Genomic DNA, 13981 nt, shown 5'->3' with positions numbered 1-13981 from the left:
GCTTTTAGTGTTAGTAATTTCTGATCTTTTCAGCCTGCATTTCATCCATCTGCATTGCGCTTTGCAACAGCCATCGTGCACCTCGCTGCACCGTGTTTATACACAGTGTCGCGGCTACAGATCAACGTGCAGCAAAATATGCATTACTGGCGTAGCTCCTGCGTTTCCGGGCCACCCATACTCCGCCGCCATGCCCCAGGCGCCTGACCATACTGACGCTTAAAGCTGCGGTTGAAGGACTGCTGGGAGTCAAAGCCCAGTGCGATCGCCACGTTCAAAATCGGCTCGTCGCTGCGGGTTAAGCGCTCAACCGATTTTTGCAGCTTTTGCGCGCGAATGTACCCGGCGAGGGGATAGCCAGTATGTTCCTTAAACAGACGCTGGAGATGCCATTTTGAGTAGCCGGAACGCCTGGCAACGGACTCAATATCCAGACGGCTATCCAGGTTGTTGTCGATCCAGTCGAGTAAATCATGCATAAATGCGCCAGTGTTCATCTGGTTATCCTCACGCTGCCTGTATAAAGGTATCTTTATCTGTTGCATTTAAAGGTGGCGCGTTTTTCGGTTAATTGCAAATTTTATTATTGCATTTAAATCCCTGAGCGAAACGGGTGTTTTAACATCGACTCAAATAGCACATTAAGTGCAACAATTATTCTTGCACTTAATTAAGCGCCTTCCTACAATCGCCGGGAATAGTGTATTCGCAACTGTTACAGTTTTGTGGCGATGAACGACACAAATGGCCTTAAGCCAGCCACCGGACAAAGGAAGTAGCGCAGCGCCTCCCCTGCGTCTTGCCCGGCGGCTACAATTACCGGAATAAAAATAATGAGCCTGCAAAAAACCTGGGGTAACTTTCATCTGAGCGCACTGGGGGCGATGTTCGCCTCCGTGTTGCTCGTCGGGTGCGATGACAGCGTCGCGCAAAACGCTACGCCACAAGCACCCGCTGTCAGTGCAGCTAACGTGGTCGTGAAATCCATCAGCCAGTGGGATAGCTTTAACGGCCGGATCGAAGCGGTGGAGAGTGTTCAGCTACGCCCGCGCGTTTCCGGCTACATTGATAAAGTGAATTACACCGACGGCCAGGAAGTGAAGAAGGGCGAGGTGCTGTTCACTATTGATGACCGAACCTATCGCGCCGCACTGGAACAGGCGCAGGCGAACCTGGCGAGAGCCAAAACGCAGGCCAGCCTGGCGCGTAGTGAAGCGAACCGTACCGATAAATTAGTCAATACCAACGTGGTATCCCGCGAAGAGTGGGAGCAGCGTCGTTCGGCTGCCACCCAGGCGCAGGCCGACATTCGCGCGGCACAGGCGGCGGTTGATGCCGCGCAACTTAACCTCGATTTCACCAAAGTCACCGCGCCTATCGATGGCCGCGCCAGCCGCGCGTTGATCACCAGCGGTAATCTTGTCACCGCGGGTGACAGCGCCAGCGTCCTCACCACGCTGGTCTCGCAGAAGACGGTTTACGTCTACTTTGACGTGGATGAGTCGACCTACCTTCACTATCAAAATCTGGCCCGCAGCGGGCAGGGTGCGTCCAGCAATCACACGGCGCTACCGGTCGAGATTGGCCTGACGGGCGAGGAGGGGTATCCCCATCAGGGCAAAGTGGATTTTCTGGATAATCAGCTAACGCCGAGTACCGGCACTATCCGCATGCGCGCGCTGCTGGATAACGCGCAGCGTCAGTTCACGCCGGGCCTTTTTGCCCGCGTACGCCTGCCGGGCAGCGCGGAATTCAAAGCTACGCTGATCGACGACAAGGCGGTGCTGACCGATCAGGATCGCAAGTATGTTTACGTGGTTGATAAAGAGGGTAAAGCACAGCGTCGCGATATCACGCCAGGACGTCTGGCAGACGGTCTACGCATCGTGCGGCAGGGGCTGAACCCTGGCGATAAAGTGATCGTCGACGGTTTACAAAAAGTGTTTATGCCGGGTATGCCGGTTAACGCCAAAACCGTTGCCATGACCGCCAGCGCCGCCCTCAACTGATCCCTTGACCTGAGAATCCGACCCATGGACTTTTCCCGCTTTTTCATCGACAGGCCGATTTTTGCCGCGGTGCTGTCGATTCTGATTTTTATCACAGGGTTAATCGCCATCCCGCTGCTGCCGGTGAGCGAATATCCTGACGTCGTGCCGCCAAGCGTGCAGGTGCGCGCGGAGTACCCGGGGGCCAACCCAAAAGTGATTGCTGAGGCCGTGGCGACGCCGCTGGAAGAGGCGATCAACGGCGTTGAGAACATGATGTACATGAAGTCCGTCGCGGGCTCCGACGGCGTGCTGGTGACCACCGTCACCTTCCGTCCGGGAACCGATCCGGATCAGGCGCAGGTACAGGTGCAAAACCGCGTCGCGCAGGCCGAAGCGCGTCTGCCGGAAGACGTGCGGCGCTTGGGTATTACCACCCAGAAACAGTCCCCGACGCTGACGCTGGTGGTGCATCTGTTTTCGCCCAACGGTAAGTACGACTCCCTGTATATGCGTAACTACGCCACGCTGAAGGTGAAGGACGAGCTGGCACGCCTGCCCGGTGTTGGTCAGATCCAGATTTTCGGCTCGGGTGAATACGCGATGCGCGTCTGGCTGGATCCCAACAAGGTGGCGGCCCGCGGGCTGACCGCTTCGGATGTGGTCACGGCGATGCAGGAGCAGAACGTGCAGGTATCCGCCGGGCAGCTTGGTGCCGAGCCGCTGCCGAAAGAGAGCGATTTCCTGATCTCCATTAACGCCCAGGGCCGTCTGCATACCGAAGAAGAGTTTGGCAATATTGTCCTGAAAACGACGCAGGACGGTACGGTCGTGCGCCTGCGCGACGTGGCGCGTATCGAAATGGGGTCCGGCAGCTATGCGCTGCGTTCCCAGTTGAACAACAAAGACGCGGTCGGGATTGGTATCTTCCAGTCTCCGGGGGCGAACGCCATCGATCTGTCTAACGCGGTGCGCGCGAAAATGGACGAACTGTCGACCCGTTTCCCGGAAGATATGAAGTGGGCGGCACCTTACGATCCGACCGTTTTCGTGCGCGACTCCATTCGTGCAGTCGTGCAAACGCTGCTGGAAGCGGTGGTGCTGGTAGTGCTGGTGGTGATCCTGTTCCTGCAAACCTGGCGCGCGTCGATCATTCCGCTGATCGCGGTGCCGGTGTCGGTGGTGGGGACCTTCAGCATTCTCTACCTGCTGGGCTTCTCGTTGAATACCCTGAGCTTGTTCGGGCTGGTGCTGGCCATCGGTATCGTGGTGGACGACGCCATCGTGGTGGTGGAAAACGTCGAGCGAAATATCGAAGAGGGGCTTGCTCCGCTCGCGGCGGCGCATCAGGCGATGCGGGAAGTGTCCGGGCCGATTATCGCGATTGCGCTGGTGCTGTGCGCCGTGTTTGTGCCGATGGCGTTTCTCTCGGGCGTTACCGGGCAGTTCTACAAGCAGTTTGCGGTGACGATCGCGATTTCCACGGTCATCTCCGCCATCAACTCGCTGACGCTCTCTCCGGCGCTGGCAGCACTGCTGTTAAAACCGCACGGCGCGCCGAAAGATTTCCCGACCCGGCTAATCGATCGTCTGTTCGGCTGGATTTTCCGTCCGTTTAACCGCTTTTTCCATCGTAGCTCGAACGGCTATCAGGGGCTGGTGGGCAAAACGCTCGGTCGACGCGGGGCGGTGTTTGGGGTGTATCTGCTGCTGCTCTGTGCCGCGGGCGTCATGTTTAAAGCGGTACCCGGCGGGTTTATTCCGACGCAGGACAAGCTGTACCTGATTGGCGGCGTGAAGATGCCGGAAGGCTCGTCGCTGGCGCGCACCGATGCGGTGATCCGCAAAATGAGCGAAATCGGGATGAATACCGAAGGCGTGGACTACGCGGTCGCGTTCCCGGGGCTGAACGCGCTGCAGTTCACCAATACGCCGAATACGGGGACGGTCTTCTTCGGCCTTAAGCCGTTCGACCAGCGTAAACATACTGCGGCGGAAATTAACGCGGAGATCAACGCGAAAATTGCGCAAATCCAGCAGGGCTTTGGCTTCTCCATCCTGCCACCGCCGATTTTAGGGCTGGGTCAGGGGTCGGGGTATTCCCTGTACATTCAGGATCGCGGCGGTCTGGGCTATGGCGCGCTGCAAAATGCGGTAAACACCATGTCCGGTGCGATTATGCAGACGCCGGGAATGCACTTCCCGATCTCAACCTACCAGGCTAACGTTCCGCAGCTGGACGTGCAGGTTGACCGTGACAAGGCGAAAGCGCAGGGCGTGTCGCTGACCGATCTTTTCGGTACGCTGCAAACCTATCTGGGCTCGTCGTACGTGAATGACTTCAACCAGTTCGGGCGTACCTGGCGCGTGATGGCGCAGGCCGACGGGCAGTTCCGCGACAGCGTGGAGGATATTGCTAACTTACGCACCCGCAATAATCAGGGTGAAATGGTACCGATTGGTAGTATGGTGAAAATCAGCACTACCTACGGGCCGGACCCGGTGATTCGCTACAACGGTTACCCGGCGGCGGACCTGATTGGCGATGCCGACCCGCGCGTACTTTCGTCCTCGCAGGCGATGGCGCAGCTGGACGGAATGTCGAAGCAGATCCTGCCGAACGGGATGAACATTGAATGGACGGACCTGAGCTTCCAGCAGGCCACGCAGGGCAATACGGCGCTGATCGTCTTCCCGGTCGCGGTGCTGCTGGCGTTCCTGGTGCTGGCGGCGCTGTATGAAAGCTGGACACTGCCGCTGGCGGTGATCCTCATCGTGCCGATGACCCTGCTCTCCGCGCTGTTTGGCGTCTGGCTAACCGGTGGCGATAACAACTTGTTCGTGCAGGTAGGGCTGGTGGTGTTGATGGGGCTAGCGTGTAAAAACGCGATTCTTATCGTGGAGTTTGCCCGCGAGCTGGAAATTCAGGGCAAAGGTATTATGGAAGCCGCGCTGGAGGCGTGCCGCCTGCGTTTACGCCCGATTGTGATGACCTCCATCGCCTTTATTGCCGGGACCATTCCGCTGATCCTCGGCCACGGCGCTGGCGCAGAAGTGCGCGGCGTTACCGGGATCACGGTCTTCTCCGGGATGCTGGGCGTGACGCTGTTTGGTCTGTTCCTGACGCCGGTGTTTTACGTGACGCTGCGTAAGTTTGTGACGCGCGGCAAAAAAGCGGAAAGGGATGTTCTGCCCGCGTAGGGATATTGCAGATAATAAAAAACCGCCTTCATAGCAAGGCGGTTTTTTTTGCATTCAAAGAAAGTTAAAGGGCTTCTTTATACTTGGCGATAAGTTCAGGCACCGGATCGCAGCCGCTGGTATCGGCTTTTTTCACTTCTTCCAGCGCGCTTGCCACGGTGTGGCGCGCCAGTACCTGTAACGAAGCCTGCTCCGCTTCTTCGGAGATAGACTTGAAGTACCAGCAGGCGTTAGCGCTGACTACGCAGCGGGCCGGTACGTCAGGACGTGATGCCCACAGCTTTTTATCTTCGATGACGGAGAGGTAGATATCGCGCAGGGTGATCTCTTCCGCCGGGCGTCCAAGATGAATAGAGCCGTTACGGCCAAGCGTGGAGACGATAATACCGTCACGCGTGAGAGGAACCATCAGTTTGCGGATGAAGCTCGGGTTTGCTTCCAGACCGTAGGCCAGAATCGCACTCGTCGAACGTTCACCCAATTGCTCCGCCATTGCTACGCTGAGAACCATCTGCAAAGCTGTCGGGAAGCGATAATCTAACATTTTTGTATCCTGGGTTGCGGTGAATCTTGTTCTTTTTGGCACCGCAGAGGTGAATAAGCAATAAACAACAATATAACAAATACGTTAATTATTTTGAAGCAATCTGCGGCATTTGCGATCGAACCCCCTGTGCCTGTTTAGCTAAACGTGCGGTTCGGGAAGTCAACCGTCACCATCAGGCCACCTTCTGCGGAAGTGCTCAGGTTCACACAGCTGTTGTGCTGCTGCGCCACCGCTTTAACGATGGCAAGCCCCAGTCCACTCCCGCTTTGCAGTTGATTGGGATCGCGGAAAAATCGGTCGAACACGCGCTCGCGTAATTCAACCGGAATGCCGGGCCCTGCATCGGAAACGTGTAGTTGAGTGGATTTCTCTAGTGAACGAACATCCACCTGAATCCGCCCACCCTCAGGGCTGTACTTCACGGCATTTTCAATCAAATTGTCGATCAGCGACATCAGACATTCCCGGATACCTGAGACCCAAACTTCATCTTCAGCGAAGAACTCCAGCTCAACCCTGCGCTCAGAGGCTAACGGTTCCAGCGCAGCCATTCGATCCTGGATGAGGGACATCAGCGGTACGGGCTCCATAACCGTGTCAATGCGTGCTTCACTGTGCATCATCAGCAGCAACTGATTGACGAGACGCGCAGCACGGCTATTGCTGCGAACAATCCCTGCAAGCAATTCCTGTTGGCTCTGGCTGAGTACATACGATTGCAACGCTTCCACGTTGATTCGCATCGCCGCCAGCGGTGTTCGCAGTTCGTGAGCCGCATCGGCAATGAAAACCCGCTCCCTTTCCGCGCTTTCTCGCACCCTGGCGAGAAAGTCGTTAATTGCATCCACCATCTGGCGAAGCTCCCTGTGTTTTGGTACAGCTTTTAAGGGGGAGAGATCGTCTGGCGTGCGCAATGAAATTTCATTGACCACCTTGTTCCAGGGGCGCATGGCAATGCGAATTGACAGCCACGCGGGGAACAGAAGAAAAGGGAAACAGACCAGCAGCGGCAGGATGTAATAGCCGCGCGAGTTCAGGTAGATAAAGAAGTTCCAGCCGCTGGCAGGGGTGAACAGGGTGACTTCCACGTCGGAGTGAGCGGATTTAAGGGTGCGGCTGGTCCAGGCTCGACCTTCACTCTGAACATGCTCCATTTCTCCGGGACGGGTGTTGGTTACCCCCACAGGTGCGCCCGCAGATGAAAAAATAACGGCACCGTTCTTGCGAACGATGAGGTTAATCGATAGTGCGGGATCTTCACCGCCGCCATAGCTTTCGCGTAACGCCTTGCTGAAGGCTTCCAGGACTTCGGTTCGCGCCTGCGGGCGCTCGTCCATTCGCTCAACCAGGGTAAAAAGCGTTTCGTAAGTCTTACTGCCCGTGAGTATGGGAGGGCTGCGCAGGTCCTCCCAGAGAATGAAGGTCAAAAAAAGACTCCACAGCAGGGTAAGCAGCAGCATCTGGGCGATGATAATTCGGCGTACCAGCGTTGGGCGCCTCAGGTGATACCACAGGTTTCGCATTAAGTCGTTACCTTCTGAACAGCAACGGTATCAATAACATACCCGACGCCACGCACCGTTCGCACGTAACCGTCGCCGATCTTTCGCCGCAAATTCCCCATATGCACGTCGAGCGCATTACTGAGGTTCTCTTTGTTGCCGAATATCCGTTCTTCCAGAAACCGTCGCGTTATCACGCGGTCAGCACGCAGCATCAACGTTTCAAGCAGAGCGTATTCACTGGCCGTCAGTTCGACGTGACGCGCGTTTACCGTCACGCGACGCGTCGGCATATGAAGGAATAAGCCTCGAATTTCTATCGTCTCATTCTCGAAACCGTAACTGCGCCGCGCAAGGGCTCTTACCCGCGCCAGCAGTTCGGCGAGAACAAAAGGTTTAACGAGATAGTCGTCTGCACCTGCATCCAGCCCGCACAGGCGATCCTGCAGCGTGCCTCGCGCCGTCAGGATGATGACGGGGATCCCCTTAAGCTGCTGGCGTAAGCGCGTCATGAGGCTCATGCCGTCGCCGTCGGGCAGCCCCAGGTCGAGCAAAATAAGTTCTGGCACGCAGACGTCAAGCTGATGCAGCGCATCCTCTTTACGGCGAACCCATATGACGTCAAATCCTTGATCGGCAAGGGCGATACGTACGCCATTGCCCAGATCCAGGTCGTCTTCGATTAGTAGAATTTTCACACTCGTAACTGTATCAACCGTGAATGAAGAACATCTTAAGAAAAAAACGGTATCAGGAAATCTATCCGGTTTACAGCACCCGCGCCTGCTTCAGTCTTTCTTCATTTTCGGCTCATAAGAACCTTAGGGTCAGTATTCAAAATGGGCGCTCTGGCGTTTAACCGCTTGCATCGTCACCATTTGAATCCAGAAGGACTTCTTTAATGAGAAACATCGAACTGCGTCATACGTCCCCACACTTGCTCTCGGGCCGCAGCCTGAAAAACATCGTGCCGGGCGTCGTTCTGGCGTTACTGGCCACGCCTGTACTGGCGGCAGAACAGAGCCAGGGTAACGTCTTAACACTGGGCGGAGGCGTGGATGTCGCGCCACGCTACTCGGGTTCGGATAAAAGCCGCGTCAGTGCGGCGCAGGTGGTGGATTACGCCATGGCAAACGGCTTCTTTATCAGCACCACGCGAGGGATTGGTTACGGCAACAACATCGGCAACCTGGATTACAGCGCCGCAGTGAGCTATCGAACAGGCCGTAAAGATAAAGACGTGAGCAGTGATTCGATCAGCTCCGGCAGCGATTACCTGAGGGGTATGGGCGACATCAAAGGCTCGGCCATCGTTGTGCCTGGGCTGGGGTATAAGGTGACCGACTGGCTTCATCTGCAGCTGCAGGCTGAGGTCCCGGTTTCAGAGACAGACAACGGTGAGGCGGTGCATTTCGGTATTATCAGCCCGCTCTATACCTCACCAAAAAATGAGGTGACGCTGGCGCTGACCGGTAGTTGGGGATCCGACAAGTATATGCAGACGTACTATGGTGTCAGTTCCGCCCAGTCGAGCGCATCGGGATTTGCCCGATATGACGCCGGAGCCGGTATTTATGCCTGGTCGATGAATCTGGACTGGACCCACAGGCTCACCTCGCGCTGGAGCGTGCTTGCCTCAGCGGGTGCAACGCAGCTGACGGGGGATGCGGGTGATAGTCCCATTGTTCAACGCAAAACGTCGCCCACGGGGAGTTTGAAGGTGACGTACAGTTTTTGAGGGTTGGTTTCTTATGGATATGAGCGCGCAATAGCGATGAATTCGAGCCGCCCCGGGAAGTGGCGGACGGGCGAGGAGTGGGCGTAGGTCCGCTCTGAGCGATTAGCGGACGTTAAAATCATGGCGATAGGGATGTTATGCCACATTAGACATAACATCCCTATCGCCCCATTAGTCGTTTTTCACCATCAAGCTAGACAGGGACTTTCATCCCAAGTCTGAGAAATGAGCACGCCCCCTCACCGAATGACCCAGCAACTTGGACAGCTCCGAGAAACAATTAAAAAGAACTAAAAACAATAAAAAACATGTTTACATGAGTAAGCATTTCAAATATATTTCGGATTAACAAGGTGACACAATGAAAAACAAGGGGTAAACATGAAGGTTCTTATAGATATTGAAGATTCAGTGGTGCGCGAGATTCTTAACCATGCTAATGAAAACGACGAAGACATGGACTTCGAGGACATTGTTTCATCGCTTCTTAGTGATGCTGTTAATAGTAAAAAAACCAAAACTTTAAGCGATGATGAAATCAATGAAGTAATTCATCAGATGATTTCCTTTGCGATACAAAACCGTAAAGAAAACAAGAGTTTCAAAGCAAATGAGTTATATTTTAAAGCCTTAAATGAATCATGGAGCAAACTGAGTCCCTCAACTAGAAAATCTTTGGGTCGTCGGTTCCGCACCACTGCTAACGAACTCTGGGATAAAGCAGCAGAGGGCGAGTTGGTTGTTGAGTTTCAAAACCGTAACATCAACAATGCAGCAGTATACGAGGTCGTAAAAAAAGTTGATTTGTAATTACTAATCAGAGTTCCCGTTACAGAAAGCCGCCAGATAGGGCGGCTTTCTTGTCGCTTGCAATCGTATTGATTTACCATAGCATCTCTTGGCCGCACCCCCGCAGGGGTCTTAAGCGCGTTTCAGCGGCCTCCTATCTGTTTAGAGCACCTTTCTTGTCCGTATCTCGAAAAAACCTCCCTGATGATCCCGGCATGTTTGCATGACTATGCGATAAGATCTGTTCTACGCGGATTAATGAATGCAAATCTTGGAAACGTCCGCTTTTGGCACAAAGCGGACGTCTCAAATAGCAAAATCCCGCAAGCACGTTACTACAGCTACGCAAGTGAATGACCTACCCGTAACAAATTATGCTAACACCCGCGAATTTCAGTCTCCCTTCAACAGGTGTAAAAGCGCATCCCCCGACAATTTACGGCGGTGCACGTCATCATGGCAGACATTACAGAGCGTAATTAGGTTATCCAGCGTATTTTCGCCGCCGTCAGCGTGATGCTCTATATGATGCAATTCAAGGAACGTTCGGGGGTCATTTGCTGTTTTACGGACGTGCGACCAGCCACAATTTCGGCAGGTGTGATGATCACGCTCAAGGACGGCTACGCGTACAGGGTCAGGGATTTTCCGGTCATGTACCTCAGCCTGACGATCTTCCTCGAGCAAATAGGCCCCCACTTCAAGCTCCGGTCGGCCTGAATTCCTGGTGGCAATCGGCCAGCCTTCTTCGGTACGCAGCTCGCGTGTTCGGCGGGCCCATTCCTTACTGTCGTTTGCAAGATAACGTAACTCTTCGCCCGTTACCGGGCGGCCAACGTTTTTACGCAGATAAGAGAGAATTTTGTCTTTCGTCGAAAGCTTACTTCGCCGCAGAACATTAGCCTCATTCCAACGCAGGGCGGCCTCCCTGTCCTGCTCCGTCGTCATCAGCGCATAGACATCCGTTTTAAGTACGGTCATTGTGCGGGCCTGGAGTTCCTCCAGTTTCATCTCATCCTGTTCAATCATTTCCTTCAGCGTGGTACCGCTTAAGACGGACCAGCCAAACTGAACCCGGAGTTCTCTTATCCGCCGCGCATACTCGCTTATCCCTGCTACCACCATCAGTTCATCACCGTGAATGATGACACGAGGATATTTGAGTAGGTAAGCCAGAATGCGGTCGCGTGCCGAATTACAGCCCTCTTCATGCATCAGAGAGCTGCCGAGATCCCGCAGCAGATGATTGGCCGGGACGAGGGAGAGGACCTGTTCCCGCAGGGAGTCATCCGCGAGCCTGTGTTCGAAATCGGTAATTAAGGCCAGGAGCTGTTTACGCAGCGTTTCCGGTTCGCTCTTCTTCGATCTTCTCGCCATGTTGAATCTGATATTCCATTAAAGTAAGCACATAGGTCGCAATCTTTTGCGCAAAGACGGGTGGAACCGCGTTACCAATCTGACGCGCGATCTCGGTTTTTGATCCCTGGAAAACAAAATCATCCGGGAAACTCATCAGGCGCGCCGCTTCCCGGTGCGTAATAGGACGATGCGCTTCAGGGTGTAGATAACGCCCTTTTTCGGGCTTGAAGAACTCGGTGCGGATCGTTACGGAAGGACGTTCCCACCACAGCCGACCAAACAAATCCGTACCACCGGACGTTTTTTTGATCCAGCAGGCAGGCGTAATATCGGGTCTGTTTTTTTGTAAGTCGAAACGGTTCCCGCCCACAGGCACAGCGCGATAACGCTCCTGAGACAGTGCAGTCGGATTTCGCCCAAAATGCAGATCTAAGGGCGGAGGCAGATCGCGCACTTCCGTGCCGACTGGCTCCGGTAAATCACCGATGAATTCTCTGACCGTCAGCCAGGCAGGCAGATCTCCGGCTTTATCAGGATGCTGGTGCGAAGGCGCAGGCGGAAACGCAGGAATCCCCCCCCGCACAAAACGGTCTTTCTTAATGCCGATCGCAATGGCACGCTTACGCGTCTGGGGGGCACCATAGTCTGCCATATTCAGCACTGAAGGGTTGAGAAGCATAAAGCCCATACTCTCTGCACGTTCGCGGATGTCCTGGAATTCATCACTGGTTAACAGACCCGGGACATTTTCCATCACAAAGACAGAAGCGCCCGATCGCTCAATGATATCCATGTACGGTTCCCAGAGCGCGCGTCGATGGTCCCCTTCCCGGTTCTTATTAAGTAGACTGAACCCCTGACACGGCGGCCCACCGATAACAACATCCGCTTCAGGCACGGTATTTTCCGTAATCCACTCTTCTATGTTGGCGACGATCCCATGCTCGCCAAAGTTGGCGTTGTACGTTCTAATGGCCGCTTTATCATTGTCCAGAGCCAGAACACTTTCGAAATGAGCGCCATTCTTCCCTTTCATGAAGCCGCAGGACAAGCCGCCAGCGCCACAAAACAGATCAATGACCTTTAATTTATTGGTTTTACTCATTCAGTTAGTATCCCGTTTCTCACTTCAGTCTCGACAGATAAGTCTATCATAAAGCGAATCTGTATGTATGCACAGTACCACCTGTATAACCTGCTTCAGATGAGGTGCAAACACGCGTATGGACTGAACGCAGTCATAGTAACGCTGACCTAACTTAACGATGCGTGGAACATGTGTAGTAATAAGCCATAACGTTCGGCCGCAAAACACTTGATTACTATGGTGGCGATGGTCCGGATGAGTGGTTTTCAGGAGAGTGCTGGTATTATGGTCAGCTTCTGGTACAAAGCGGACCCTCTGTTTCGGGCATTAAGTTCATCAACTTTGCCCAAATACGTGATTAACCAACTCCCATCTAACCAGCCTTTCCTGAGCACCACCACAGTGCACCCATCCCGCACCACCTCACCAAAACAGTGAAACCCAATCCGCAAATTTGCCTAAAGCACTAATAAAAATCACAAAAAATTCCTGGCACACCCTTTGCAACCACCAATCACGAAGGGCAGCACCACACAACATGAAAATAGCTGGCTAGGGTTCCGGTTCACTTTGGTGAATGGCTGGTCCAAGAGCTGGCGACCTCTGAGAGGTTACACGGCGGGACAAAAGCCCGGGAGACAGCAGCACCAGACGGTGTCGCGCTGCCCCCTTATTTTGTGCCACTCAGAGGTCAAGCATGAACAAAACGCCATTACTCCGCTCTCTTGTACTGTCGCTGGCGATGCTGGTCAGTCTCCCCACCTTTGCGGCCGTTAAAAAAGAGTTCAACGTCTGCTGGACCATCTACGCAGGCTGGATGCCCTGGGGCACCATCAGCACTAACAAAATCATCGATAAATGGGCCGACAAGTACGGCATCAAAATCAACGTCGTGCAGCTCAACGACTACATCGAATCCATCAACCAATACACTGCTGGCCAGTTTGACGGCTGCACCATGACCAACATGGATGCGCTGACCATTCCGGCGGCGGGCGGGGTGGATACCACGGCGCTGATCCTTGGTAGCTATTCCGAAGGCAACGACGGCGTGGTGATGAAAGGCGAGGGCAAAACCCTTACCGACCTCAAAGGCATGAAGATTTATCTGCCGGAACTGTCCGTCTCCCACTACCTGCTGGTGCGCGGGCTGGAGAAAGCCGGGCTGGCGGAGAAAGACGTCACCGTGGTCAACACTTCAGACGCGGATATCGTCTCGGCCTTCGCCACGCAAAATGTGCAGGCCGCCGTGGCCTGGAACCCGCAGCTCTCGGTTATCAAAGGCACACCGAAAACCACCGAGGTGTTCAGCTCCTCGCAGGTGCCCGGCGAGCTGATCGACATGATGGTGGTCAACAGCGAAACCCTGAAGGACAACCCGGCGCTGGGCAAAGCGCTGACCGGGGCATGGTACGAGATGATGGGGCTGATGATAGCCCAGGATGCGAACGCCCTGAATGCGATGGCGGCGGCGTCCGGCACCGATCTCACCGGCTATCAGGCGCAGCTCAAAACCACCCACCTGTTCTACACCCCGCAGGACAACATCGCCTTTGTCACCTCGGCGGATCTGGTGAAAACCATGCAGCGCGTGGCGGCGTTCTCCTTCGATAAAGGGCTGCTGGGCGATGGCGCACAGAGCGCTGATTTTATCGGGATGAGTTTCCCGGGCAACGTAACCCAGGGCGATGCCAGCAACGTCAAACTGCGCTTTGACGACAGCTTCGTGAAGATGGCTGCCGCGGGCCAGCTGTAATGAGTGACGGAGTC

At 54.6% G+C, this 13981-nt stretch carries 11 protein-coding genes and 1 riboswitch; of the genes, 5 read left to right on the top strand and 6 right to left on the bottom strand.

Annotation, left to right across the window (positions count from 1 at the left end; genetic code table 11):
• Positions 1-143: 143 nt before the first annotated feature.
• Entirely contained in the window at positions 144-497 is a 354-nt protein-coding gene (locus LG383_RS08810; protein WP_225758894.1) for a helix-turn-helix domain-containing protein, read from the bottom strand.
• A 336-nt stretch (positions 498-833) separates the two neighbouring features.
• Between LG383_RS08810 and LG383_RS08805 the strand changes: the two genes are divergently transcribed.
• Positions 834-2009, top strand: a complete 1176-nt coding sequence (locus LG383_RS08805; RefSeq protein ID WP_225758893.1) for an efflux RND transporter periplasmic adaptor subunit — start codon at positions 834-836, stop codon at positions 2007-2009.
• A gap of 24 nt (positions 2010-2033) precedes the next feature.
• Positions 2034-5189, top strand: coding sequence for a multidrug efflux RND transporter permease subunit OqxB (gene oqxB, locus LG383_RS08800; protein WP_225758892.1), 3156 nt, complete (start codon positions 2034-2036; stop codon positions 5187-5189).
• 64 nt (positions 5190-5253) lie between these two features.
• Here oqxB and LG383_RS08795 read toward each other — a convergent pair whose 3' ends face one another.
• The 3 genes from LG383_RS08795 to LG383_RS08785 form a co-directional block, all read right to left on the bottom strand.
• Positions 5254-5733 carry an Rrf2 family transcriptional regulator gene (locus LG383_RS08795; RefSeq protein WP_010430601.1) on the bottom strand — a complete coding sequence of 160 codons (480 nt, stop codon included), beginning with the start codon at positions 5731-5733 and terminating at the stop codon, positions 5254-5256.
• A 137-nt stretch (positions 5734-5870) separates the two neighbouring features.
• On the bottom strand, positions 5871-7259 hold the full coding sequence (locus LG383_RS08790; protein WP_225758891.1) for a HAMP domain-containing sensor histidine kinase: 1389 nt from the start codon (positions 7257-7259) through the stop codon (positions 5871-5873).
• The gene (locus LG383_RS08785) at positions 7259-7936 is read right to left on the bottom strand and encodes a response regulator (RefSeq protein WP_106993811.1); all 678 of its coding nucleotides are present in this window, start codon (positions 7934-7936) and stop codon (positions 7259-7261) included. Before LG383_RS08785 ends, LG383_RS08790 begins: the two co-directional genes overlap by 1 nt.
• A gap of 203 nt (positions 7937-8139) precedes the next feature.
• Between LG383_RS08785 and LG383_RS08780 the strand changes: the two genes are divergently transcribed.
• Entirely contained in the window at positions 8140-8976 is an 837-nt protein-coding gene (locus LG383_RS08780) for a MipA/OmpV family protein (RefSeq protein ID WP_225758890.1), read from the top strand.
• Positions 8977-9357: 381 nt separating this feature from the next.
• The gene (locus tag LG383_RS08775; RefSeq protein ID WP_225758889.1) at positions 9358-9786 is read left to right on the top strand and encodes a hypothetical protein; all 429 of its coding nucleotides are present in this window, start codon (positions 9358-9360) and stop codon (positions 9784-9786) included.
• 372 nt (positions 9787-10158) lie between these two features.
• Here LG383_RS08775 and LG383_RS08770 read toward each other — a convergent pair whose 3' ends face one another.
• Both LG383_RS08770 and LG383_RS08765 read right to left on the bottom strand, forming a co-directional pair.
• On the bottom strand, positions 10159-11142 hold the full coding sequence (locus LG383_RS08770) for an HNH endonuclease (protein WP_225758888.1): 984 nt from the start codon (positions 11140-11142) through the stop codon (positions 10159-10161).
• Positions 11099-12229: a DNA cytosine methyltransferase gene (locus LG383_RS08765; RefSeq protein WP_225758887.1), complete on the bottom strand. Its 1131-nt coding sequence runs from the start codon at positions 12227-12229 to the stop codon at positions 11099-11101. Before LG383_RS08765 ends, LG383_RS08770 begins: the two co-directional genes overlap by 44 nt.
• Positions 12230-12752: 523 nt before the next feature.
• Positions 12753-12851, top strand: a riboswitch (guanidine-I (ykkC/yxkD leader).
• Between the two features lie 57 nt (positions 12852-12908).
• On the opposite strand from LG383_RS08765, the gene LG383_RS08760 reads away from it, so the two are divergent.
• A complete protein-coding gene (locus LG383_RS08760; RefSeq protein ID WP_225758886.1) occupies positions 12909-13967 on the top strand; it encodes a putative urea ABC transporter substrate-binding protein in 1059 nt (352 codons plus the stop codon).
• The last annotated feature ends 14 nt before the right edge of the window (positions 13968-13981 follow it).

The sequence above is a fragment of the Leclercia sp. Marseille-Q4284 genome (assembly GCF_916618945.1).
Lineage (GTDB): Bacteria > Pseudomonadota > Gammaproteobacteria > Enterobacterales > Enterobacteriaceae > Enterobacter > Enterobacter tamurae.
Note: the sequence above shows the minus strand (reverse complement) of the source record. Positions and strands in the feature narration are given on the sequence as shown.